The sequence below is a fragment of the Halobacillus litoralis genome (assembly GCF_004101865.1).
Classification (GTDB): domain Bacteria; phylum Bacillota; class Bacilli; order Bacillales; family Halobacillaceae; genus Halobacillus; species Halobacillus litoralis_A.
Map to the genome: position 1 here is coordinate 23,082 of NZ_CP026119.1, position 25,840 is coordinate 48,921.

The 25,840-nt window shown below is 36.0% G+C and carries 27 protein-coding genes; 24 read left to right on the forward strand and 3 right to left on the reverse strand.

The features are described 5' to 3' along the window. The first annotated feature begins 340 nt into the window (after window positions 1-340). The 24 genes from HLI_RS20775 (at window position 341) to HLI_RS20880 (ending at window position 19,344) form a co-directional block, all read left to right on the forward strand. Window positions 341-493, forward strand: a complete 153-nt coding sequence (locus HLI_RS20775) for an FbpB family small basic protein (protein WP_128526985.1) — start codon at window positions 341-343, stop codon at window positions 491-493. After that, window positions 483-959, forward strand: coding sequence for a hypothetical protein (locus HLI_RS20780; RefSeq protein ID WP_128526986.1), 477 nt, complete (start codon window positions 483-485; stop codon window positions 957-959). The genes HLI_RS20775 and HLI_RS20780 overlap by 11 nt, the downstream gene beginning before the upstream one ends. A 254-nt stretch (window positions 960-1,213) precedes the next feature. After that, window positions 1,214-1,510, forward strand: coding sequence for a hypothetical protein (locus HLI_RS20785; RefSeq protein WP_128526987.1), 297 nt, complete (start codon window positions 1,214-1,216; stop codon window positions 1,508-1,510). Window positions 1,511-1,772: 262 nt separating this feature from the next. Beyond that, window positions 1,773-2,270 (forward strand): hypothetical protein, encoded by a 498-nt coding sequence (locus HLI_RS20790; protein ID WP_128526988.1) that lies wholly within the window; start codon window positions 1,773-1,775, stop codon window positions 2,268-2,270. Window positions 2,271-2,336: 66 nt separating this feature from the next. After that, window positions 2,337-2,756: a hypothetical protein gene (locus HLI_RS20795; RefSeq protein WP_128526989.1), complete on the forward strand. Its 420-nt coding sequence runs from the start codon at window positions 2,337-2,339 to the stop codon at window positions 2,754-2,756. Beyond that, the gene (locus HLI_RS20800) at window positions 2,749-3,924 is read left to right on the forward strand and encodes an ATP-dependent DNA helicase (protein WP_164908646.1); all 1,176 of its coding nucleotides are present in this window, start codon (window positions 2,749-2,751) and stop codon (window positions 3,922-3,924) included. Before HLI_RS20795 ends, HLI_RS20800 begins: the two co-directional genes overlap by 8 nt. 22 nt (window positions 3,925-3,946) lie before the next feature. Continuing rightward, window positions 3,947-4,420, forward strand: a complete 474-nt coding sequence (locus tag HLI_RS20805) for a hypothetical protein (RefSeq protein WP_128526991.1) — start codon at window positions 3,947-3,949, stop codon at window positions 4,418-4,420. 350 nt (window positions 4,421-4,770) lie between these two features. Beyond that, window positions 4,771-5,451: a hypothetical protein gene (locus tag HLI_RS20810; RefSeq protein ID WP_128526992.1), complete on the forward strand. Its 681-nt coding sequence runs from the start codon at window positions 4,771-4,773 to the stop codon at window positions 5,449-5,451. Window positions 5,452-5,840: 389 nt separating this feature from the next. Further along, window positions 5,841-6,767 (forward strand): type II toxin-antitoxin system SpoIISA family toxin, encoded by a 927-nt coding sequence (locus HLI_RS20815; protein WP_128526993.1) that lies wholly within the window; start codon window positions 5,841-5,843, stop codon window positions 6,765-6,767. 69 nt (window positions 6,768-6,836) lie between these two features. Further along, complete coding sequence (locus HLI_RS21865) at window positions 6,837-7,001, forward strand: hypothetical protein (protein ID WP_164908647.1); 165 nt, start codon at window positions 6,837-6,839, stop codon at window positions 6,999-7,001. A gap of 89 nt (window positions 7,002-7,090) precedes the next feature. Next, window positions 7,091-7,240 carry a hypothetical protein gene (locus tag HLI_RS21870; protein WP_164908648.1) on the forward strand — a complete coding sequence of 50 codons (150 nt, stop codon included), beginning with the start codon at window positions 7,091-7,093 and terminating at the stop codon, window positions 7,238-7,240. A 153-nt stretch (window positions 7,241-7,393) separates the two neighbouring features. Then, window positions 7,394-8,641 (forward strand): Y-family DNA polymerase, encoded by a 1,248-nt coding sequence (locus HLI_RS20820; RefSeq protein ID WP_128526994.1) that lies wholly within the window; start codon window positions 7,394-7,396, stop codon window positions 8,639-8,641. A 749-nt stretch (window positions 8,642-9,390) separates the two neighbouring features. Next, window positions 9,391-10,569, forward strand: coding sequence for a replication initiation protein (locus HLI_RS20825; protein ID WP_128526995.1), 1,179 nt, complete (start codon window positions 9,391-9,393; stop codon window positions 10,567-10,569). 206 nt (window positions 10,570-10,775) lie between these two features. Continuing rightward, entirely contained in the window at window positions 10,776-11,222 is a 447-nt protein-coding gene (locus HLI_RS20830) for a hypothetical protein (protein WP_128526996.1), read from the forward strand. A gap of 25 nt (window positions 11,223-11,247) precedes the next feature. Then, the gene (locus HLI_RS20835; protein ID WP_128526997.1) at window positions 11,248-11,517 is read left to right on the forward strand and encodes an NUMOD4 domain-containing protein; all 270 of its coding nucleotides are present in this window, start codon (window positions 11,248-11,250) and stop codon (window positions 11,515-11,517) included. A 51-nt stretch (window positions 11,518-11,568) separates the two neighbouring features. Then, the gene (locus tag HLI_RS20840) at window positions 11,569-12,144 is read left to right on the forward strand and encodes a GNAT family N-acetyltransferase (protein WP_128526998.1); all 576 of its coding nucleotides are present in this window, start codon (window positions 11,569-11,571) and stop codon (window positions 12,142-12,144) included. 246 nt (window positions 12,145-12,390) lie between these two features. Continuing rightward, the gene (locus tag HLI_RS20845; protein ID WP_128526999.1) at window positions 12,391-13,572 is read left to right on the forward strand and encodes a DUF1173 family protein; all 1,182 of its coding nucleotides are present in this window, start codon (window positions 12,391-12,393) and stop codon (window positions 13,570-13,572) included. Window positions 13,573-13,851: 279 nt separating this feature from the next. Next, entirely contained in the window at window positions 13,852-14,181 is a 330-nt protein-coding gene (locus HLI_RS20850) for a hypothetical protein (protein ID WP_128527000.1), read from the forward strand. Between the two features lie 4 nt (window positions 14,182-14,185). Then, a complete protein-coding gene (locus HLI_RS20855) occupies window positions 14,186-14,536 on the forward strand; it encodes a hypothetical protein (protein WP_128527001.1) in 351 nt (116 codons plus the stop codon). 242 nt (window positions 14,537-14,778) lie between these two features. Continuing rightward, complete coding sequence (locus tag HLI_RS20860) at window positions 14,779-15,393, forward strand: hypothetical protein (protein ID WP_128527002.1); 615 nt, start codon at window positions 14,779-14,781, stop codon at window positions 15,391-15,393. Window positions 15,394-15,491: 98 nt separating this feature from the next. Next, window positions 15,492-16,562, forward strand: a complete 1,071-nt coding sequence (gene xerS, locus HLI_RS20865) for a tyrosine recombinase XerS (RefSeq protein WP_128527003.1) — start codon at window positions 15,492-15,494, stop codon at window positions 16,560-16,562. Window positions 16,563-16,717: 155 nt separating this feature from the next. Continuing rightward, the gene (locus HLI_RS20870) at window positions 16,718-17,383 is read left to right on the forward strand and encodes a hypothetical protein (RefSeq protein ID WP_128527004.1); all 666 of its coding nucleotides are present in this window, start codon (window positions 16,718-16,720) and stop codon (window positions 17,381-17,383) included. Window positions 17,384-17,467: 84 nt separating this feature from the next. Continuing rightward, window positions 17,468-18,574, forward strand: a complete 1,107-nt coding sequence (locus tag HLI_RS20875; protein WP_128527005.1) for a sulfite exporter TauE/SafE family protein — start codon at window positions 17,468-17,470, stop codon at window positions 18,572-18,574. A gap of 14 nt (window positions 18,575-18,588) precedes the next feature. Next, window positions 18,589-19,344, forward strand: coding sequence for a hypothetical protein (locus tag HLI_RS20880; protein ID WP_128527006.1), 756 nt, complete (start codon window positions 18,589-18,591; stop codon window positions 19,342-19,344). Between the two features lie 20 nt (window positions 19,345-19,364). On the opposite strand, the gene HLI_RS20885 is transcribed toward HLI_RS20880, so the two are convergent. From HLI_RS20885 to HLI_RS20895, 3 genes are all read right to left on the reverse strand, one after another. Beyond that, on the reverse strand, window positions 19,365-19,988 hold the full coding sequence (locus tag HLI_RS20885) for a hypothetical protein (RefSeq protein WP_128527007.1): 624 nt from the start codon (window positions 19,986-19,988) through the stop codon (window positions 19,365-19,367). Window positions 19,989-20,053: 65 nt separating this feature from the next. Further along, window positions 20,054-21,916 (reverse strand): peptidoglycan DD-metalloendopeptidase family protein, encoded by a 1,863-nt coding sequence (locus HLI_RS20890; protein WP_241656025.1) that lies wholly within the window; start codon window positions 21,914-21,916, stop codon window positions 20,054-20,056. After that, on the reverse strand, window positions 21,917-25,831 hold the full coding sequence (locus HLI_RS20895; RefSeq protein ID WP_128527008.1) for a hypothetical protein: 3,915 nt from the start codon (window positions 25,829-25,831) through the stop codon (window positions 21,917-21,919). Window positions 25,832-25,840: the final 9 nt, after the last annotated feature.

The following is a 25,840-nucleotide window of genomic DNA, read 5'->3' on the forward strand; positions in this document are numbered from 1 at the left end:
AAATTTTTTAATGTCTGTCCATCATTAAACTAATAACCTATTGAGAGGGGATAGAAGAATGGGGATATCTAAAAGGGAAGCGAAAGAACTATCCAAGAAAATCATTGAACATGGTCACAAGCACAGCCTTCCAATGAAAAAAAAGTCAAAGAAAAAGTGATTTATGTACAGCATAGGTCTCATTTGTAGTAGAATGATAAATAAGATATATTTTGACTTAGATTTATTGAATTAAAACTAAATATATTTAGCGGGACCCCCGAGAGTCTGACAGAGAATAATATTCTTCTGTCATCTTTCGGGGGTTTTTTTTATTTTACTTGAAAGGAGATGTAGATAGTTGCGTAAAAAGCTAACATTCAACTACCTTATTTCAGAAGAAAAACTTCGATTAAAAAATGACGATGATTTTTTATTGGCTATGGAAAAAAGAATCGAAGAACGCCATGCAAAAAAGTTGAAAGCACAAGGAGATGTTACAAATGAAATTTAAATTTATTAGTCTATGTTTATTTATCGGAGTTCTTGCAATCTTGACCTCTTGCGGAGATAAAGGAGAAGAGCAGGCTCCTGGTAATGCTGCAGATCTTGAAGGGTATCAAGCCCATTTAAATGAAGTTTTCAGTGAATCAGACCATCTATTATCGGTGTACAGCACCGCTTTAGATGGTTTATATACGGGAGAAGTAAGTGAGGAACAGTTTTCTACACTGCTACGCAAAGAAGTTATAAGCCAATCGAATGAACTCGTTTCCTTAGTTGAAAGCTACAATGCTTCACCTACAATATTTGAATTGAACCAACAATTGGCTACATTTGCGAATAACCAACACCAACTATTTTTAGACTCTATAGACATGGCCAATGAGGAACGAATGAACAAAACCACTTTAAGGGATAATCTTATTAAAATTAAAGATGAACAAGCAAGCTTTATAAATGCGTGGAAGGTCTTATAATGGAAGCTCTTTGGAAACACATTAGAAAAGAACCTTTATTTAAAAAGGGAATATTTTTAATAGGCTGCTTTATAGGGGCTGTGATCTGTCACCTGATCTTCACAGGGTTCCCCTCTCAACTACTTTTACTCGCTTCTACCGTACTACTAATTGTCATGTTGGTGAATGTTTATGATTTCGTTTCTCTATTGTACCGAACAAAGAGAAAGTACTTCAGTTAAACTCTAATTTTCGAGGTGAATCGCATGGACTGTATGACTATTCAAGAAGGAATATCCCCTATATATCCGCTAAGCAGGCATATGAATGAGAAAACTTATGCCGTGTCTAAAATCCACGTTTGGTTAAGCCTTATAAAACAAGGAAAGAAACCTTTACACTGGAATACACCTACATATGAAGGAACAGACGTTGAATTTGATTTTATTAACCATCAAGAAGATGCAGAAGAATCACTCCAAGAGCTCCAATTTTATATAAAGAAGGTAAACAATAGCTTCAATCTAAACATTCACTTGGATGTGAGCGTAACGATCAAGGAAAGTATCTAAAGAACACAGGGAAAATCCCCTCATAAGTGAATAAAACCGTAGCGAAACTAAACCTAAATAGGTATAATAAGAGGTGTTCTCAACTATTCTTAATTTTCTTTGCGACCATAAATGGTCTGCGGTATTAATAAAACTTCGCAGTCTCTGGACTGATACTACCTGTGATAGGTATGTAATCAGACTCAGGGGCTGCTTTTTTTATGGGAAAAGATAGCTGAGACGGGAGATATTCAGAAGAAACCATTTTAGGAGGGTGTTTTTTATGCTTAAGCAAACAGAGATAATGGAAGTTAACCACCAAATTCATTTAGGTAAATTAATGGAAAGAGGCCCTTTAGAAAGTGACTTGAACAGGGATAAACAATGGGCGTTTCTTTTTTCCTTTGGTCACATTTCAGATTATGGAGCGCTATTAAGTGAAGAAGAACGTTGCGTCATTTATAGCAATTGTATTGATATTAAATGGCTTTGGAATTGGATAGCATTATACCCTCCATTGCATCAACCAACGGGTGATTATATTCCTTTAGATAAATGTATGGCTAAAGCTTTACAAGAAATGGCTAAAGAGTATGGGGTTCATTCCATAGTTATTTCGGATTCCTTATCTAACAATGAAGAATATATTTACCCAATAACAGGTGTATGGATAATGAGTGTACAGAAATCATTCGCTTATCTTATTAAGGAAGTGGAAAGGATGGGCGGAAATCCGGAAACCATAGTCCAACTCATAGTACGAGGAATTCAGAGTGAATAAATAATACACATGAGAGAGTCAGAGAAGATGTAATCTTTTCTGGCTTTTCTTTTTGGGAGGAAAATTATGAAGTCATTTAAAGGAAGAATTGCAACTGCAGGAGACCGAGTCGATGTTTACAAAAACCTTCACACCGGAGGTTTCTCCGTTCGATCCAAGTCATCTGGTAAAGTCTTATGTCATGTAGATTCCGTGACACTAACAGATTGTAAGTTCCATGTCAGTAAGAGCGGGAGAGAAAAGACAGTAAAAGAGAAAAGAAGAAGGGTTCACGCTTGGGTTCAAGGAACACTCGATCAAATAGAACCTATCTGCGAACCTAACATTGAAGGCATCGTTTATTATAACCCCTATAAAACAGAGACTTTTGTTGAGGGAGAAGAGACTGTCACTTATGCAGAGAATGTATTGCTGAAAGGCGATCATGCCTATAGGTGTTCTAAAAAAACTAATAAAGAGAGTGAGGTTGAATGTACTTATGAGTAATTCAGCTATTAAAGATCAAAAGCTTATTCAGTTATCTCCAATGCAAAAAGATGGAGTAGATAAAGCCGCTTCCTGGTTTAAGAAAGGGATGAGCTCTACCTTTACCTTAACCGGTTATGCTGGTAGCGGAAAGACTACATGTGTGGAAGCTATGATTGAAAATCTAGACATTGGTTTACGAAATGTTAGTTTCGTGTCTCCCACAGGAAAAGCAGCATTGGTGATGGCTCAAAAAGCACAAGGAAAGTATCGAGCTACCACTATTCACAAGCTGATTTATGATTATGATGATATTCATGGTTTTTCTCTTAAATCATCAGAAAAATTAAAGGGAATTGAGCTTATTGTCTGTGATGAAGCATCCATGATCGATCAGAGTGTATTAGAAGACCTTTTGAGTTTTAACATACCTATTATATTTATCGGGGATAATGCACAACTCTTACCCGTGGGAAAGAAAACCAATTTATTAGAGACACCGGATGTAATGTTGACGGAAATCCATAGACAAGCAGCTGATAATCCAATCATTCACTTATCTATGTTAGCTCGCGAAGGTAAAGACATTCCATTTCAAAAGTTTGGAAAACATGCGGTGGTTATCCCTAAAAAAAGGATATATGACAACCCTGCAAAATTTAATGAATGGGCCTCAAGGGCAGACCAAGTCATTTGTGGTAAGAACAAGACACGGAATGGTATGAACAAAAGAATAAGATCGTACAAAGGGTACACTTCTCCATTTCCTCAAAAAGGAGATAAGATGATTTGTACGAGAAATAACTGGCTCTTAACTGCGGGAGGTTTCCCTATGGTTAATGGTTTAACGGGAACGGTTGAATATAAGATTAATAAGGCTTCAAAGAACGATGAGATTAAACGCGATTGTATGAAAGTAAACCTTAAGCCAGACTTTACAGATGTTACATTTCAAGGGCTTCACCTTCTTCATTCGCCCTTTGTAGGAAAGGAAGAAAAGCTTAGAGGAGAAGAGTATAGCAGTTATGTTGATATGGACTACGGATACGCCATAACTTGCAATAAAGCTCAAGGTAGTGAATTTGGAAATGTGGTTGTCTGGAATGAGGTGTTGAACTATAAAGAGCATGAGAAGTGGCTTTATACAGCTATCACGAGAGCTTCCAATAATCTAATTCTTATTAAGTAAACCTATTGTAGGAGTGGACTAAATGATTAATAAAATAATTATCGCCAAAGCAAATAATGTCTTAGACGATTGTAGAAATTCTAATGGAAAGTCTTTTCTAATTGAAGAAGTGAAAGCTATAATTTCCAAAGTGGAAGACTATTGGGAGTTAGATAAATATATCCATAAGTTCTATGTTAAAAAAGAATACACAAAACGCAACTTATTGGTAAAGGCTGCTCGTGTAATTGCAAACAACATGGAACCTGCGGAACGTTTTCCATTTGAAAAGAATGAAATCATAAAGATACCAAAAGGATCCGCGAAAGAAGAAGCGGAAATTACGCATATCTGTTCAGAGGATTGTATGATAAGTGTTATTCCTTTAAGGGAAAATGCAGAAGAAATGAGGGTTCATGTAGATTTAGTTTATAAAATGAACCCCAAAAAGATAAATCTAAAGCAAAGGGATGATGAGCCTGAGTATATTCAAACAGATATATTCGGTTTGATCTAAGATTATAAACACAAGAAAGGGAGAACATAGTTAAAATGTTCTCCCTTTCTTTAATGAAATGATATTACTAGAGTTTGTTAAAGTTAGATATAATGTCCTAGGTATATAATTGCCCTAATTATGCTGATAAGATATAATATGCGTATAAACTTTTCCATTTTTATTTTTTGAGCGACCTTTTTAGGTCAGCGGGTGATTAACAGAAATTTTGCGCTCTATGTGAGCACTGGATACACAATAAGTATGCCATTTTATGCTTATTCGTGTTTAACAGTCCTCCATAGAGCGCTTCTTTTTTGCTCATTAATATGGTGGAAAGGTTTATAAAAATTTTTAGGAGGATGTTTATTATGATTATTACGGAGTTAAGAAAGGGACAGGGAAATAACCCTGAGAAATTAAAAGGTTTCACTAATGAGGAAATTGTTTTGTCTTGGATGACTGAACAGTTTATTGATCCTTACAATCCAGAGGAAGCGAATGCATTCGATGATTTTCATATTAAGGCTATGGATAATTTGGATGAACAAGAACAGTTAGAAATAGTAAGGCATATCTTTAATGATTGTCCTCAGTTACTGGTTACATCTAAACATAAAATCACCAAATATAAAGGTGAAGAGGTAAACTTTATTGGATATTCTACAAATTCCATCGTGCAATTAGCCCATGAGACTTCTATTCTTTCCTTACTGGAGGATGTGGGTCTCAAAGATAAGTACTTGCAAGAGGATGAAAAACATACGTACCTTGGTTGTGTCCTTACTTGGCTATTATCTTTTCAAGGTCATGGTTTATCAGATTTTGAATTGTGTAATGTCTTTGGAGGAAGTGGGTTCTTTAATCTAGATATGTTGAACTTAACTCAACACAACACTGAAAAAGTAACCCCAATCATGAGGATCGTTCATGAAAGGGATTATGATTCTTTGACATACTTGATTAGTGTAGTGAACAACTATAAGAGTGGTTTTGTAACAGTAGAGGAAGTTGAATCCTATTTGGGAATTCAACTTGCTACTGGAGCTTAATAAGAAAGTGAGAGAAACGAGTGGCCATGTATTACCGCTCGTTTCTCTGTTTATGGAGAAATATGCGATAATTAGAGGAGGATCTTATGATTAAAGAGAGAAACGGATTTACTAAAAGCGGATTTAGCAAGTCTTTTTCTTGTTGCGGGCATCACCACATTTGCAAAATGGGTAGATTAGATTGCATTTATAAGGAGAAGTAACCTGAGACAATGAATGGCTGTGCTGCTTATAAAAGGCATCGAAATTCGTCAGTACGCTTTAAATCCAGGGAGCCTGTAATGGAAAAAAGAACGATATCAGAGGACTACCCAAAACAACAATTGAGTTTGTTTTAAAGGGTATTTCAAACTTATCAAAAATTATTTATAAGAGAGGTGTTTTTATTAATGGAGGAAATTCAAAACTTAGCTCCTATAATTGGATTATGTATTATGTTAGCTTATTTAGTCTATATTTGGACTATAAGTTCAGGTCACACTTGGTATTATACACTTTATCGGTGGATACCTAGAATAACTAAGAAAAGCAAAGATACATTGTCTAAGGAGACAAAGAAGCGATATAGAGATAACAAGAGAAAATTTAGAAGGTCTCTTTATGCACTCTTCATCGTAATTTTAGGTATCGGTTATATGCTTTCTGTTTACACATTGGAGAATTGGCAAACACTTGTAACCTTAGCAATAGTGATTATCTTTGCGGATATATCAGTATTCAGTACTCCAGTCATACGGAAAGCAGGAAAGTTTGAATTTGAACAAGAACAAGAAATAAATGAATACGTCGAGGCTTATAAGAAAAATGAATTAGGATTATTAATGAAGGTCAATAAATGCACAGAGCAAATACAAAATGCAAAAGAAATATGTGGCCGAATAGACAATGATTTAAGTTACGAGAGGTCTTTAGAAGAATTTCTTCAAGTGTATTGTGATAAATTTAGGATTAATCCTTATGTATATAAAATTGATGCTAATGCGGATGACGAATATTTCCTAAATGCTTTGGGTGAGACTATTGATACAATTGCCCATCGCCATACAATCAACTTCTCAACAATGAGCGCTTCCTTTAATACTGAAGAAGACTTTAATGAATCAGCCGCTAAAGATAAAGTGTTTGAAATGCTGTTTGACGCAGAATTTATTGAGATTGAAAGACCAAATATAGAGAGGTTTATCATTATTCCAATTTATACAATGGACAAGACGTTGATAGTGGTCTTGCAAACCGATAAAGGAATAATTGACAACGTTGACGGTCCTCACATCACCAATTTAACTTACACTTTTGAAAATACAAAAGAGGCATAGGCGGAAAAGTGACAGGGAATATGATATACTAAATGTAGTACAACAATGTACTGAAGGAGGGTGTCTTTCATGCCATACTCAATCTCAAATGAAACTTATGAGCGTATGAAAGAAAAACAAAAGAATCGCAAACAGACAGGAAAAAGACCCGTCACGAAAGCTAATAAGCTTTATAACTCAAGAACTGAAAAACGTCTTCGTGACCTTGAAGAAAAAATCTTAGAACAAGTCTAATCATATTCCAAAACCCACAAAGGAACTCTTTGTGGGTTTTTTCATACTCCTATCACTTCTGCATACACTATGTTGAAAGAGGTGATCGTATGTCCAATAAAGAGCATAATACTCCTAGAAAATCATATCCGGTTCCCGTTAAAACCACTACGTTTCCCATCCATCCAAACGTTACAAAAAAGTACGATAAAGCTTTAGAGTTAATTAAAGAGATTGTTGAAAGCAAGAATAACAAATAAAAATTCCCGCGTTTTAACCCACATTCCAAGGTTTGATACCTACTAAAATGAGGGGATTTTGTTATGAATTAATACCCGAAATTTTTTCCATGTACATAATAAAAGAAAGTCGGTTATAATAGGAACAAACGTTCGTTAAAGGTGGTAAATGAAGTGGATTACAAAGGATATCCTCGAAATAATGTGCTTATGATTGATCATCGTTCATTCTACGCGTCCGTCGAAATGTCTTTAAGAGGATTGGACCCAGAAACAACATTGTTAGCTGTTGTAGGAGACCCAAGTCGAAGAGGTAGTGTGGTTTTAGCTGCCTCTCCAGCGTTAAAGAAAAAGCATGGTGTTAGTAATGTTAGCCGATATTTCGAGTTACCTAATGACCCTGATATTATTATTGCGCCAGCTCGGATGAAAACATATTTAGAAGTTTCTGTAGAGATAACTAAAACCTTTCATAAGTATGCTCCGAAAGAGGGGATACATTTATACTCAGTCGATGAATGTTGGATTACCCTACCCCCCAAGGGTATAAATACGCATGAGGTAGCAAAATCACTAAAGAATGATATTCGTGACCAATTTGGAATTGAATCCGTCGTGGGAATTGGGGACAATAAGTTTCTTGCTAAGGCTGTGATGGACATTCATGCTAAAAAGTCACCGGATGGGATTGCAGAATGTCGATACGAAGATGTTCAAGAAAAGCTTTGGCCTACAGAAATTTCAAAAGTATGGGGCATAGGTAGTAGAATGACACGAAATTTAAACAGGATGGGTATTGTGACACTCGGGCAGATTGCAAAATTCCCCTTAAAAAACCTTAAGAAGAACTTTGGAGTAATGGGGGAGCAGTTGTATTGGCACGCCTGGGGGATTGATTTAAGTCCTGTATATGGTGATTTTGTAAAGACAGACCAGAAATCTTATGGTCATGGTATCACGCTTATGAGGGATTACGATAAAGAAGATATTTACGCTTGTATTCTTGATTTATGCGAGGAAGCTTGTAGAAGGGCAAGGAGAGACGATAAGGAAGGAATGACCATTCACTTAGGTATCGGGTATTCCAGGGAAACAGGGGGAGGCTTTAGCCGCTCCATGAGTATAGATAGACCTACAAATATTACAATGGACGTTTATAAGACGTGTCTAATGCTTTTCCATCGTAATTATGATGGAATAAGTAAAATCAGAAGGGCCTATGTATCATTGACTAACTTGGATGCTGAAGGTGCTGTCCAATTAAATTTATTTGACGACAGACCAAAAAAGAAAGATGTAGGTGAGGTAATGGATCGGATCCGTAACAAATATGGAAGTACGGCCATATTAAGAGCAAGTAGTTATACGGATGGAGGAATTACCTTAGAAAGAAGCCATAAGGTTGGAGGACATAATGCATAGTCCATACACTAATAGTTCTTTCGCATATGTATTAATAAGGGGAAAGCTAGGTTTTACTCATATAAGCTGAAATGAAAGAGCAGCGGAGGGCTGTTCTTTTTTTTACATATTTATAGTTCTAAAGTGAAGACATACATCATATCTTAATATTTTGATGTTTTTCATATTGTTTTATTTGATTTCTTGTTTTCTTGTTTTCGGAGCTGTTAAAGCCTGGTATGGATAGGGGTTTAGTAATTAAATCGTACACATTCGGGTAATTACCGTACTGATTCGGGTGAACATCGTACAGATTCGGGGTACCACCGTACACATTCGGGTATCTCTTCGTACAGATTCGGGGTATCATCGTACACATTCGGGTAATCATCGTGCAGATTCGGGTATTGTCGTACACATTCGGGTTCACCGTACAGATTCGGGGTATCATCGTACACATTCGGGTACTATCGTACAGATTCGGGTTCGTCGTACACATTCGGGTTCACCGTACAGATTCGGGTATTGTCGTACACATTCGGGTGCTATCGTACAGATTCGGGTAATGATCAAGAGAGAGAATAAAAAATTATTAGAGGAATATTGCTTTAACGAAAGAAGAAACGTTTATTTCTACTTTCCTTTGCTCCTCGAATAGCTTTGTTCTCTTCCAAATCAAATAAGTTTTCTATTACTCTGTTGAATTCGTACAGATTCGGGTAGCGTATTAGTGATTTAGGTTCTTTTCGTACAGATTCGGGGGGATTTCCTTGGTCATTGAAAGATTATCCTATATAATTAATCGTACAATATCTAATTGGTGTACGATTAATAAGGTGGGTGTAAAAATGTCAAAGCATGATGCTGATATTATGAATAACACAGTCACAAAGTCTAACCAGCTGATCGAGGCAAATTATACGTCTCAACTATCAGAACGAGAGCAAAAAATCATCTTATACATAGTCAGTAAAGTTCAGAAAGACGATGAAGATTTCCAGACCTATACACTTTCAATTGGTCAGTTTACAAATATGATGGGTCTAAAGAGACCAAAATATGAGGAATTGAAGGAAATCACCAAGCGTTTGTTGAGTAAGGTGATTGAAATTAAGAGGGAGGGCGGAGTATTGCAGACTCAATGGCTTTCTACTGCAGAATATAATGAGTGGCAAGGGACTATTGATTTTACTTTCCACCCAAAAATGAAACCTTTCTTGTTGTACCTGAAAAAAGAATTCACTTCTTACAAACTCATAAATATCATGAGATTAAGCGGTAGATATTCGATCCGAATCTATGAACTTATGAAAAAGTGGGAGAGATTAAAAAAAACAGAGTTTTCTATTCAAGAACTAAGATTAATGTTAGGCATCCAAAATAAATATAATGATTACTCAAATTTTCGAAAAAGAGTGCTTGACCCTGCTAAGAAAGAATTAGATGAAAAGACTGACATTTCATTTGACTATGAACCATTAAGGAAAAACGGGCGTTCTACTTCCCATATCCGGTTCCATATTAAAAAGAATCAGAAAAACATTCCGGAGCTATTACCGGATGAATCACATGTAATTAATCGTTTGCGTGAAAACTCAATGATAAAGAGAGAAATAGTCAAAGAATCAACCATTCATGAGTGGATTACTTGGTCTAAAGAGTTATGGGGAGAAGAGTTTGAGCAATCTTTGTTCTCTTTGGTAAAGCATGTTGAATCTAAAAATAATATAAATAACCCGCCTGGGATGATCCATGTCTTACTAAGGGATATGAAGGAAGAAGCGGAAAGTGGGATGACTATTCCACCTATTACCCTTGATGAGTCTAATGAAGTGATACCTCAGTGGTTTGAACAAACGAAAGAAGAATCAAATGTTTTTGAAGAGCCAAGCAACACAACACAGGAGGATCTCCAAGAAAGAATTAATAGGCTGACAAGTAACAGATAAACTTTTTTTATACTTGAATCCTGGTTCTGTAATTATTTATTGGAGTCTCACCAACCTCTCTTTCCAGACATTTTTTATGCCTTTTATCCCTTGGACACATTCCTTATTTCCTAGGCTTAGTCCAAATGTTGAAACGGATAAGAGTGGAGGGAGGAATATCAATAGTTCCATGAATTTATATGCCAGGTAATGTGAGGAGGGTTTAATTGAAGAGAAACAACATTATTCAACCAGAAGACTTACGATGGATACATACGGATAAAGAAAAAGCAATAGCACTAGTGAAAAAATATGCTCCTAAGTACGATAGTAAGCAACACTGGGAAGCTTTGGGTAGTTCTTGTGGCATTTCTGCTACTAAAATGGTGGGCACGATTACTAATTCTTCTAAACACCTTAAAGGAGATTACCTATTACCTGACGAGATTCATTTAGAAAGATTGGTCGAATGGTTTTTGAGTCATAATGATTACGACTGTGACCAACCCACACTTACATATTACCTTGCACATTTTTTGAAGAGAGAAATTAATCAGTTTTATAGAGATGTGATTAGGGGAGCCGTCTCTTTCAGTAACTTTTCAGTGGATCCTACATTCAGGAGAAAATATAAACGCGATATAAATAAAAGGAATAAAATAATTCGTCAATGAAGACAGAATAAAGGAGGCAAACCTTTTGAAGGAGAAACATATTCAAATTGAGGGGTATGAAGGATTATATGAAATCACGAATTCCGGCAGGGTTTATTCAAACAGAAGTGGGAAATACTTGACCAGATGTAACGATGAATATGGATTCCACGTTGTAAAACTTACAAATAACAGTGGAGACAAGCACAACTACAAAGTGTTTGACCTATGGAAGAAGGCATTTCCATCTGAGCAGCCTATAGAATTCAAAGGTGCTCTAAATGTAAAGTATGGGAAGGGTTGCTCCATTTTGTAGTAGAGTAGAGTAATGTTATATTACTTGCACTTATAACTAGGGGGTAGAGGGATGTACGATAATTACAAGGGTGTAGAAATTAGAACCTGGACCCACGAATTTGATGGAAATGATGTATTAACAATCAAAGCTGATATTATGAATACAGACTATTCAACCAGTGATGCCCCTTTAAGTATAGGGGAGGTTGGGTTGTATATCTTCGATGAATTTTTAGAAGGTGGACTCTTTGATGCTGCTGATTCAGTATCTGGTGAGAGTGAGAGTTTAGTTAGTGAATTAATAGATAAAAAAGATGAAGATATTGAAGACTTCAGTAGGATTGGATTGATTCATCGTATATTCATAAAAGAAGAGTATAGAGATAAGGGAATTGGCACTCATGTTTTTAAAACTGTGCACCAATATTTGTCTCGTGTGATGGGAGCGGAGGTCATCACTTTAATTGCTTGTCCTATAGAAATGGATCATGGTAACAGTTTAGAAGTGGTCAATGATGAAGTGAAGAAAAAACGATTAACAAAGTGGTATAGAAGTTTTGGTTATCAGCAACTTGATGCTGAAGAAAATCATCTATACATAGATGCTCGACTGCTCAATCCTATTATCAAAGATTTTAACCATTAGTTTACTGGTTTTTTGCGGGATGGTTTTATAGTAAAAGAAATTTTTGAAATCGCCCATAATATCCATACTTTACTTAAACACGTTTCTGAAACGAAAAGAGGCGTTTTTTTTATTTAACCAGTAGGCATTTTTACATTCTAATCTGTAAAATTAAGGGGAATTGTAGAACTTATGGTAAAATTAAGGTGAATCATAGCATCAAAGGTTAATACATAATTGAAGAGATTGCGGAGCGGAGGTGCTAGTGTGGAAGTAAAAGTCGCTAATAAGATTGTTGATTTATCTAAAATGGATGACAAACAAAAACAATCTTTATTTAAAGAGTGGCACAAGAAAGACGGTTTAAGAACTAATGTGGAGTGTTTGTGTGATAAAACAAAGAACGTTCATCCAAGAATGTCAGTAAGAAAAATTAGAAATCACTACTATATTGCTAACTTACCAAGCAGTCACATAGAACATGAAACATATTGTTTTTATGACAAGAAATACCGAGAAGGAGTAAAGAAAAAAGGAATAACCATCAAAGACGACGGCTCTATTGAAGTGAGCAAATTAGATACATCCAAAAAACATACGAATTCTGGAATCGGAAAAAAGAACCCTATCAGTCGAAACCACTCTTACTACGAAGATGATCCTTTGTGTACATGTAGATTGAGCTCCTTATTTTTAACCATGCTCCAAAAATGCAACTGGCATCAATACAAACCACATGGACAAAGGAACCTTTCCAAGAGACTCTATAGAACGGGTCACGAAACGACTGTTCAAGGTGTCACGTTGAATTACAATAATCTGTTAGTAGCAAAAAGGAAAAAACAATTCGTTTCAGAACAACACTTTGTTGTCGGTTGGGGAAACATACACGATGAAGTCCTACCTAGTACCCTCGATTTTAAAATTAAAATACCTTTATATTCGGTAGAGGATTCTTGTGAGTTAATAACTTATATTGAAGTAGAAAGAAACGTTTATGAGGAAGCCAAAATTGTAGCTGAAAAGATCAGGAACAATGTAGCACAAGGTTTTTGGATAATATGGAGAGAACCGCATAAAACTCAAAGAGGAAAAAGAGTTATGGCAACTAGATACATATCCTTCATTCCAGCTGAACAAAAAACTAAGATTCCGGTTGAATCATTACACGAAAAAGATATGGTGGATTATCTTGTTGAAGAGGAAAGACACTTTAAGAAGCCTCTAATTGGGGATATTAAAGAGGAGCACGGAATCAAAATACGTCCAGATATTATCTTATATGATACTCCCAAGGTAACCATGGTAGAGGTGGCCGGTGTAAATACAGAGAAATATTTAAGTCATTTAAGTAAGAAAAAAGAGATTTATCTGCAAGAAAACTATTTATATTTAGAGTGGTTAGCAATGAACGGAGAACCGTTACCTCCACTTCCTTCAAAACAATAATGTGAAAACCCCCCGCTATTGTCAATATAGAGTGGGTTTTTATATGGGATTAAAACATCGAGAAAATAAAAAGGGATTCTATCAGAAAAATCATGGCCATCGGGTAATGATAATACTTCTTATTTCTGGAGTTATCTTATGGTTCGGAGGAAATTGTGAAACGCAACGATGATCCTAGAAAATTTATTTTCACAGAAATTGTTGTCCGTTTTCTATGTACTTTTCCAATTATGCTATGATTTAGCAGACGTAATACATTTATTTTGTAGGGGGATAACTATGAGTCCTAAAAGGATAAAAGAAATTTTAAACGAAATTCGGTATATTAATGATGAAAAAAGTAGAGGTGCGCCAACTTCTATGAGTGAACATGATGATTTAATAGAAACTGCAAATAACATCCTTACTCAAGAGGAGTTTGAAGAAATAATTACCAGCCTTAAAAATGATAATTTAGTAATAGAAAAAGAATCAGGAATTTTTTACACATTAGCAGGAGAAGAATTTTTAAAAACTGGCAAGCTTCCAAACTCTTATGTTAATAATAACTACGGTGTAGCAACCTACAACCAAGCTGATACAATTAACACCCGCGGAAGGGGGGACTAAAATAATGGCGAATTTCGTTAACAATAATCAAAATGCTACAAATATAACTTTCAATCAAGCTGATGTGATAAATATCAACACTTGGAATACCGATGTTAATGTGGAAATGATGGAAAAAGAACTTAATGATTTAACTGAAACATTCCCAACTCATTCAGATAGGATAGACATGCTCCGCGAAGTAATAGAGGAACTTAGAAACGAAAAAGGAAACGTGAAAGGAAAAACATTTGAGAAACTAGGAACAGCAGCTTCGCTATTGAGTGCGATACCTTTAATGCAATATGCCCCAGATGTAATTAAGTTTATCCATGATGTAGTACCTCCAGAAATTCTTGTTAATATTCAATTGTAGTTCACTTGATGATTGGAAAAACGCCACTAATACTCCAATTATGTGATTCAATAAATTAAGCCATAAATAATACGCGAGCAGATATAATACAAAAGGGGGAGGTCATTTGTTGATCTCTTCTTTTTAAATGTGGTTTTACAACTATTCACAAAATACAGATTTAGTGAATAGTTGTTTGTGGGAATGTATGTTTGGTATAATATAAGATTAGAAAGGAAAATTATAGATTTGGAGGATGAATGATGAACTGGGAAAATGTTTTTATAGGTATTGCGGTTATTGCGGTTATTGTCCTAATAATGTTTTTCATTTGGGCGGTTTGGTACCCAATTAAGAAGTTATTTTTAGAATACAACCCATATAATCTATTCGAGAAATTCGGGCTGCTATTGGGTATCGGTTTATTGTTGTTTAGTATGATAGCTGGTCTGTTTAGTATATGGGATGAGACATCAGATGGATTTAATAATCTCTTAACTATAGCCGGTTATTTATTCGCTGGCGCCGCAGTGGCTGCTAACTCCAATAAGAAACTGCTTCATATGATTTTATATATATCATCCTGTGTTGTTGTGGTTTCGTCTCCAGTTTATTTATATATGAACATTAATGGTGAAACTCTTCCTGTTATTGAAGATTATAACGGAGCGCTTGCATATGCTGTTTTGGGAATTATCATAACTAGTGAAATCATAAATAATCATTTTTCACGCAGATTCAAACATTGCTCTAACCATACTTGCTCTAGACCTAACCGTGAATGGAAATACTTAAATTTTTGCACGGGATGTGAACAAACATACTGCAAACACTGTATAGATACGCACTTGAAAGAATGTGAAAATTTCAATAAATAGGATTACAAGAAAATTATTATGTAAGCAACTATTCACTTAAATTTCATTTTGTGAACTGTTGTAATGAATTATATTTTAATGAAAGGCTGTGTTTCAAGATGGCTGCACATAAAACTGAACAAGAGAAATTATCTGAAACATTAGAAAAACTACGTCCTCTCTTCCCTTTTTACGTGAATGATTATATTGACGAAACATCTGTATCAACCGGTAGTAAAGTTGGCTATCTCCGTGATGTGCGCTTATTTTTTGAATGGTTAATGAGTGAAGGTTTGGCAACTTGTGAAACTATGAAAGACCTCCCCCTCTTTGCTTTAGAATCGCTGAAAGCTAGGGATATCAAGCGTTTTGAGTCTTATCTTGAGCATCGTTTGAAGCAAGAAAAGGCCACTAGATTGCGTAAATTATCGGCTTTGAAATCCCTGTTTAGGTACCTTTCTAAGACCTCCGATAATGATAATGGCGGAACCTACCTGGAACGTAATGTCATGGAAAAGGTTGAAATAAAAAAGGAGCGTTCTAACCCCTCTGCTCGCGCGGAAGTTTTAAAAGGTAAAATCCTTGTATCTAAGGAAGAAATGCTTGATTTTCTACAATTCGTAATGCATGAATACGAAGAAGATCCCAAGATTTCTTATCAACAAAGAGGTCATTTCAAGAAAAATAAAGAACGTGACATAGCTATAATAAGCTTAATGCTCGGTAGTGGTATGCGTGTCTCAGAGATAGTTAACCTTAAATTCACAAACATTACAATGAAACAAAAGTTGATCAACATGAAACGTAAAGGAGATACTACTAACTCCTTCTACTTTTCGTCCCAGGCATTAGCTGATTTAAATACTTACCTTGAAGTGCGCGGTAAAAAGTATAATGACCCTGATAACGAACTCGAATATGTATTTGTTACAGCTCCTAAGGGGCAACCTAAGCCTATTGATAAAAGAACCATACAAAAGATGATTAAGCGTTTTGCTAAAGCCTATACGAGAGATATGACAGCTCATAAACTACGTCACTCCTTCGCTACTTTCTTACTGGATGAAACGAATGATCTAGCACTCGTACAACAGCAATTAGGACACTCTGCTATAGAGACAACTCGATTATACACCCATGTGCTTGATGATAAACTTAGAGATGCGGTTGATAAACTTAGTGATTTTTAATTTCGTTCAAAGTAATAGATGAATAGAAACTTTCCTTACCCTCAATGTAAAAAACTGTATATAATAACAATAGAGTTTTTCAAAAATGGCTTCCCTATTTAATGAGTATTATTAAAGTTTATTAATCAAATAACATCATAAAGGAGATTGAGTAAATGGTCTGGCCATTTAGCTTTAAAAGATTTGCCTTCTACATAAGTTGCATCTCATTAGCAGCTGTTACTTTATGGATATATAGTAAGACAAATGAAATTGGGTTAAACAGTACCTTAATGATTGTAATACCTCTTCTTTGGTTGACTGGAGGCTACTTCTATATCTTTAAGGGTTTAGGTGTTGTATCCTACTTAGAACGTCATGAGGGGGCTATTTTACAGAAAGAACTGCGTGAACATCTTACCTCTTCACAAGATACATATGAGCAGTACTTTTCAGAACCTATCGAACAAGACAACGAATCCCCTGAATTTACAGAGGTTAAAGAACATAACGAAAAAATGGAAGAAGCAGTTGATACATGGTATAAAACCCCTAAATCTAGCAGAGACAATTATCAACGTTATCAAGAAATTAAACACAAACTTTCACGAACACAATTTTGGCTAACATGGTTGCTGTCAATATTAATGTTTTATACTACTTATGTTTTTCTATTGGAGAATCCAATTCAAGGTCTATTCTTGTATTTCGCTTTTCTCATATTTCTTGTAATTCCTGTTCTAATTTATCACTTGTACTTATTCAGAAAACAAGAGGTATACGCCAGCATAACGAGGCCAAAAGCTATTGATAAATTCATGAACACCATGCGCATAAAATAATACCACTTTAAATTACATATATTAGTGTAATATTCGGTATATATGTTATAATTAATTTAAATAAAAATTTTGGTGGTGGCCTTTATGAATACAGTTCTGCATCTAGCTGATGGAGCTTTACAATATTATCGAGGAAAACAAAATGGATTCTGGGGACTTATGGGAATAATTGCTGCGTTTATAATCGCGGTTAGTTGGGACCTTATTTATCCCATTCTTGATTTTATAGGTATTGTTTCTATATATAATCGATTGGGGTTAATTGAAGAAGGAGCACCTAGCTTAACTTTTCTTAAAGTGTTTATTGGAACATTTATAGGAACAATCTTACTTACTATCATTGGTGGGGTACTGATATTTTCATTTTTAATGCTTGCTTCTATTTCACAAACTAAAGCAGCAAAATATACACTATTACCCTTACTTATCATAGTATTTTCACCTGTTCTTCTAATTGCATTAGTATTCTTAACCATAAACTCTTATTGGAAAGCAAGTAAGCAATCCCCCCTTACTCCCGAACAAAAGGAAAGAGCTCAATTAGAATACAAGAACAAAGAATTAGCAATACTTATGTATGAGGGGTGCGAAGAAGGATTTACAAATGAGATCAGCCAAGAAGAAGCTAAAAGAAGACTTCATCGTCTCCCTACTCCTGGTGATACTAATTTTTTAATAGGAGTAAGGAATGAAAAAGACTTTCACATGATTCTTCCACGTCCTTTAGATGTCCTGATATTATGTTATTATGACAAGGTATATGCGGAAAGAATAAATTTACAAAAATACGATTCAAAAGTACATATGAAGAAAAGCAGTGTTCCAGTAACTAGAGAAACAAATTCGCTTATTCATAATTTTGAACGTAAAGAATGGCATTCCGAGCGACTTTCTGTTACAAATGACACATATAACTTAAGTGAGTTCCATACGATCATCGATTGCAAAAACATCAAAGATTTACCTTTCATTTTCGAAAGTTACGGACGTAGACCATCTTATAGAGAGTATGTAGATTTGGTTCAAAGACATTATTTTGAAGTAAAAGAAAAATTCATCAATCAGCTTTCTCAGCAAAGTACTCAAAAAGAGTTTGATGAAACAGTAAATCAATTAAAGAAATATGATGTTCCTAATGAGGATATAGTAAAATACATGAGAGAAGAACATGAGCAGGCTGAATCTTATTGAGGATGATTGATTGAATGAGAGACAAACAGACGATTAGGAAAGAAATATTATCCGAAATCAAGAGACATAAGAATGAAGTTACTACAGTAAGGCATTGGAATGAATATGCAGAACTCCATGATTTGCCCAAATCAGTTACAATTGTTTATTATTTTGGAAGCTGGAACGATTTTAAAAAAGCATTAGGGGTTAAGGGCATAAAAAACGTACGTTATAACAAGGAAACTCTTTTAGAGATAGCGCAAGCCCATTCAGATAAATTCACGAGTAAAAGAGAATGGGATGAATATGCTCGTCACAAAGGACTCCCTACCTCACCAACCTATATAAGCTTTTTTAAAAAGTGGAACGAAATTAAAGAATATTTACACATAGAAAAAACTACTACCACCAAAAAAGGGTATTCAAAGGATGATATTGTTACAATATTAAAGCAACACGGAAAGAACTTAATTAACAGGCAACAATGGGATCTATACGCTAAAGAAAAGAATTTACCCACTTACAAAACCCTTAGAAAGCATTTGGGATGGAACGAAATACGGAGGCATGCAGGATTGCCTGAAAGATTTAAATACAACAAAGAAACTTTGCTAAACCATGCATCATGTCACTACAAAACATTTACTTCAAGTACCATGAAAGAATGGGATGAATACGCTAAATCAAATAATTTACCGTCCAGTGGGGCTTATTATAGAGCTTTCGGTACTTGGAAAAAAGCAAAAGTAGAATGCATAAAACAAAAAAACGAAACCCCCGAAGTTTAATTAGACTAAGGGGGTTTTTCTCATTTTAGTGAACCTTCAATATTTTTAATTATTTCCAAGGGTGACGTTTCGATAACATATACAGACCCACTATCGGGATGGTGAGTTGATGAATAAGACGAAAATGATAGTGGAATCTCCGCTCTCTTCCCATCTTTATACCATAGGGTTATCGAATACTCATCCGATGAAACTCTTAAAGGTGCTTTTCCTTTTTTAATTGAAATATCTTTTAAATTCCCTTTTCTACTAATTTTATTAATGAGATCTAAAGCAACTTTATCTTTATCGGGATTACTCTTAGCAAATAGAGCGTTGGAAATAACTTCTGTTTTAAAAGACTGAATAAATATATCTGTGTTCTCCATCATAATGGACCCAAAGAAAAATTTTATCGTTCCGTCTCTATCTTGATATTTTTCCATTGGTCCAAAACCCTCAGAATTATGTTCATGACCTTCTTCATCTGAACTTACACTATTGAGGTTTTTTTCTAAAGCTTCTAGACTTTCTATATCCTTCTCTAGGTCACCGCTGCTCTTCTCTAAATCTAATTTCTCTCCTGTGGAGTTGGTATTCCAAATAATAAAGGAAACGCCTGCTATAACTATACACAGAAATATTACGATGAAAGACCTAAACATACATAATGCTCCGTTCCTTATATTGAGTAGGATGTATAAGAGCAATTAGTATGCTCTTATACAAGTTAAAAGTTAATGTATTTAGCAGGGTCTACACTGAATGATCTGGCACCATTGTAACTTCCCCCTACATGAATCTCGAAATGAAGGTGTTGGGCAGTACTACTACCTGTAGACCCCATGAAGCCTAAAAACTCTCCTTGGCTAACGGTTTGTCCAACCCTAACGTTTCTACCTCTCATATGCCCATAAACTGTTTGTACATATTGCCCGTTTATTGAGTGATCAATCATCACATGGTGTCCTAATGCACCATTATACTTAGATCTTGCAACCACACCATCTGCTGAAGCTACAATAGGAACCTTTCCGACTGCAGCTAAATCAATCCCCGAATGTAATCTCATTTCGTGATGAATAGGATGAAAACGCATTCCATAAGAGGATGAAACACTAGCTTGGGTAGGTCTCATTAAATTCTCCCCATAAGCTGGAACTCCATCTGCAGGTTTATATACTGCTGCATCCTTGAATTTTTGAGCATTGTTCATTACTTTCTCTACATACCAATCTGCCCTATTGTAATTAAAAATTGCTTTCCTCTTATCCTTGCTGTAACCACTCTTGGAAAGATAGTTGGCAGCGGTATGAATTGCATCTGCTACATCCCAAGGATCAGCTTTTCCATCTCCATTCGCATCCACACCGTACCCGCCCCCACCTTTGATGACGCTTAAGTTGGTTATGTCGAGAGAGGCTGGTACAGAACCACCACCTATATCATATTTCCATCCGGCCCAACTTGCAGGAAGGAATTGAACATGCCCAATTGCCCCAACACTAGATACCATCGTCGGGTGGGTACTAAATCCCGTCTCTACAAAGTGTAATGAAGCTAGAACAAACCAGTCCACTCCGTATTCTTTCTCTGCACTTAAGTAATGTTCCATGTATTCAGCAGGGATGTTGGAACCAGGGATAATGACTCCATTAAACCCTGGAAAGCTCCCTCCTCCGAAACCTGCGTTACCTTCAAGCCAACTAATATAATTCATTTCCCCGCCAGCAATTAAGAAATTTTCTTGAATTAGACGCTTATCATTTAATCCTAAATCATGCGAGTTAAGAATTTGGTCAAAAGTAAAGTAATCTGATGTGGTATTTTCAGTGGACCGAAACTTTTGTTTTCTTATCCTTGTTTTAGTTTTTACTGCACCATCTTTACGTGTTACCTTCGTTTCTTCTTTAACTTCCCAGCTCGTCTTATATGATTCATAATCAAATTGCGTTTGACCACTCCAAAAGTCAACAAGAGTTAGCTTTTGCACGAAATTGTTTTGCTTTTCTATATCTGTCCACTCTTCACAATCATTTTCTATACATTCTTGTGTTTGACTCTCTGTGTATTCATTGAACTTTTCATAAGTGAAAGTAGGAGCTAAGTCTTCGGCCATCGTTTTTACTACTTCTTTTCGGTCCTCTCCCTTCATAACATCTAGCATAATAACAGCTGATATAAGTTCTACAGGAACCTTATAGGGAACTTCGGTAGGGTTAGACATGTCTACGCTAGATTCGGACTGTTCAACGATATATTCATGCAACTCTTTATCTTTACCTTCTAATCCCTCCCCTGAGCTGAACCAGAAAGACGAAACCAAGGAAATGATTATGACTAGTACTATTATCCCTAACATAATGAGGAAGAATGGTAATCCAATATAACCTACAATAGCTACTAATGCTTTAACAAAAAGAAGACCTACCTTCATAGCTGCTTTAGCTGCTAGTTTAGCACCTTTTTTTCCTAATTTTTTAAGAAGCTTTTTTCCCATTTTCCCAGCTTTTTGTTTAGCCTTATGTTCAACTACTTTTCTAACTTCTGACTTATTTTCACGATCAGATTGGTGAGGGTCTCGCATGGCCATTTAGCGAGCCCCCCCTATACTTTGGTGACGTACTTTATCAAAATCTTTTCTTCTTTGAAGACGCTTATTTTCACTTGAAGGAATTAAATCATCAGGACTTAAAGAACTTGTGTAATCTTGATCTTCCTTTCCGTTTTGATCAATTACTTCGTCATTAACTATTCTTTTGTTTCGAACATTGTACTTTACGGTTTTTTCTTCTCCGGTTTGTAGCCGTGCATCTCCTTTCCCATAAGGTGAGACTCGATAATCTTGACCAGTGTTCATGTCTTCTGCAACCATATAGCTTCTCTCTTTAGAAACGACCATCCGAATATTCCTGGTTTGACGTTGAACATCATCAGAAGTGAATTGTCCTGCGTCAACATCTTGATTCATAGACTGGATATCTTTAGGTTCTTGATGATTAACAGTCTTGGTGCTGACTAATCTAGAAGGATTCACGTTAATAGAACGGTTAGTTTGTAGTTTACCTCCACCACTGTCTAGTTTATAAGGTGTGGATTGTTGTACCAGGGAACCATCTTCTATGTTCAAATCTTGATAAACTGTTTCTCCTTTTCTAAGGGAGCTATCACCAGAACCGTATCTAGAAACAATTTGTTGTTGTCCTGTTTTGTCTTTAACTTGAATATAAGATTGATCCCCCGTTGTAACCATTCTGAGTGCACCGGGAGCTATTTTTTTATTTCCATAACCATCATCAACTTGTTGGGCCATATGACCAATATCAGATACTTCTTGGGTTTGTTGATTAACAGCTTTATTATATGGATTGTACTTATTTGCGTATTTTCCTGCTTTTTGATAGCCACCAGGCCCCGCAATAACACCTGCAGTATAAGAAACTGCATTGGTGAAACCTTGTTGCTTACTCTTGAGAGTTTCTGCATCTTGAGGAGTGTTCCAGGCTACTTTCATATTTTCTTTAGCCTCAGAAATGCCGTTAACCAATGGTGCAGTCATAATCTCTGTACTTGAATTAGAGGTAGGTGCTGATTTGTTTGCATTGGAAAATCCACTTCCAAACCCTATCATACCAGCCTTCGTAACTTTTCCTAGTTTGGAATCTGACATCATTTTTCCAAATGTTGAAGTACCTACACTGGTGGCAATACCTGCAGCTATGCCACCAGTGGCAATTCCCGCTACGCCACCTGTCGCAATACTAGCTGGACCACCAGTAATGCTCGTTACGCCACCAGTAATGCCCGCTACACCAGCTGAAATTCCCCTCATTTTTGTATTTGGTTTAAACCTACTAATGCTTTGATCTAACCCTATTTGTTGGGGCATGTTTTGACTGTAATTTTTCAAATGCCCTGCATGGACACTTGCTTCTTTAGCAGACCATTGTTGTTCGACTTGCTCCATAGATAAATCAGAGTTGTTGCTCTTATCTTGAATAAATTGTTGTTTATCTTCCGCAGTTTTTACATTTGCGATTTGAGATGCGAGATATCCAGTATTTACATCCTTCCGATTGTAAAGTTGCCCGGTTTTCACACCGTTACTGGTATTCTTAGCCTGTTGTAGATATTTCCTAGGTCCGTTACTTTGAGAGTCAAAATCCAATTCAATATCTTGTTTCGCATTTTCAGTGCCGTTTTTATGGTTAAACGCATATTCTTTCTTTTCAGTATTAAGTAGGTTTGAGGAAAGTTGATCAGAAAAATCTCCCGTTGAGATATTACTATTCTTTAAATCGTTTGAACCACTTAATGATTGAGCAGCTGATGTCGAAGCGGTCATGAACTCTTTTCTCTTACTGTTTAATGCACTGCTCCACTCTAGCTCAATATCTTCATTTGACGCTTCTGGATTATTTGACTTGAAATTTTTAAAGAATTTCTGTTTGTTATCACCAGCCCAATTTTCTGTTAAATGATTTGCAGAAGTGTTAGCTAAATCTGAAGCATTTTGAGAAGAATCCCTTTCACTATCTTTTTCAATCACACCTCTTAGATTCTCTTTACGATTCGGGTTTTTCTTTTCATATTGGTTTTCCAACTCTTGAGTAGACAGGGAAGATTGTTGTTTCATGTGATTATCCACATAAGAACTCTTATCAAGATCATAAGCTTCTGAAGCAAGGTCTTTAGAGAAATCCTCTTTGCTTATAAAAGCATGGTTTGGAGAGAGCCCTTTTGCGTGTTTTTGGGCAATTCCATTTGTTACACCAGCGTATTGATCCCTCTTCTTATCAACAGTTTCTTTCCATTCTCTACCTCGTTTTTGACCTCGTTCCAATATTTCTCCTTCTGTCATATCAGAAGTTAATGGATTATTTTTCTCAAAGTCTTCATAGAATTGATCCTTGTTTTCATTCGCCCACTCGTTAGTTAAGCTGTTCGTATTGGCATCTGCTAAACTTTGAGCATTTGCGTATTTCCCATCATTCTTTCTGACTGCACCAACTGTTTTCTTAGCTTTTTGAATATTTGTTGCGCGAACTTTATCCACTTCTTCATCCCACATACCATCAATAGCTGAATCATGTGCATCTGGGAACCTTTCTTTCATATCTTTTCTAAATTGATCTTTATTGTCACTAGCCCATTTCGAAGTTTCATTATCAGCTAGTTCACTAGCAACTTGAGAATCGGCTATATCTTCTGCATTTTTTACGTTATTAAATTTATTTTTACCTTCTTTGATACCTTCTTTAACTTTACCACCGGCCAAGCCGAGGGCTGACGCTCCAGCTCCACCCACTCGACCAGCAACACCGCCTATCGCACCACCAGCAACGAATCCTGCTGTTGAACCCATAATACTCCCAGCTGGACCTAATGGTGATCCTGCGACCGAACCCATCATTCCAAAAGCTGCTTTACCAGCTTTAGACGTAATCTCTCCCGGTTTAAGCATTTTTTCAGCTTTTGTAGTACTCCCGGTATCTGTTCCTGAGTTGGCTGCGGAAGTTACCTTCTTACCGTCTTCGTCATTCTCTATGGACTCATTACCACTCTTTCTATCTTTAACTCCGTTATAAGCACCTTTCAATGCTCCTGTGACGGACTTATCTCCTGTTGCCCCTTTCACACTGCCATAGATTCCAGCCAAGGCTGACATACCCATCATAGAACCAGCTTTAGATAAGTTATTTTGCATCCCTCCACCAAGACCGAATAGAGAACGGAGGGCTTCTGAAGTTGGGATGAATATTACATAAATAATTAAAGCTTCTATGCCACCTTTAGATAAACTAATTAAAGCGGTTGCCCAATAAAGAAAAGCATGAATACTTTGAACGAATACAGTTCCTACAAACTCTTTAAACCATCCCGCAGTAATAGCTTTGGTTTGTGGAATAAGGTATAGAGCGATCATTAATGGACCAAGAATCATAAACAATAGCAAAGTCAGCTTTCGCATAAGATAGTAAAAGTTAGCCCATACAGTTAACCCTATAAGGGTTAAACCTATTAATAACTCCCCTAATAAGTCATCACCTTCCATGGATATCTCTTCTTTAAGTTCTATTAGCTCTCCTGATTCAAGCGATGCTGAAAATACATTAACTATTGAGTAATTGACACCGAAAATTAATGTATATATTGTGCTAAGGTTAAAAAATACTATAGCCACAATAGCTAAATCCTTTAAAAATTCATAGACATATGTCCTATTAGACGGATTTATTGCAGATGAACTAATTTTTATTCCTGCAATGGTTATACCTATCAAGATTGCAGTTACTGCTAAAATGACAGTGATGTTCATTCCTGGTTGATAAATTTTCTCTAGTTCATCAAGTGTAAATATGCCATATGCTAATTCTTCATCGCTGTCCTCTCCAAAAATTAATGTTTTAAACAACTTTAAATCTTGGAAAGGTTTTACTAGCCAGGTGTACAGTGTGGCAATTAATCCACCTACTATTTTTACAATTTGATCACCGATGAATCCCATGTTGACCCA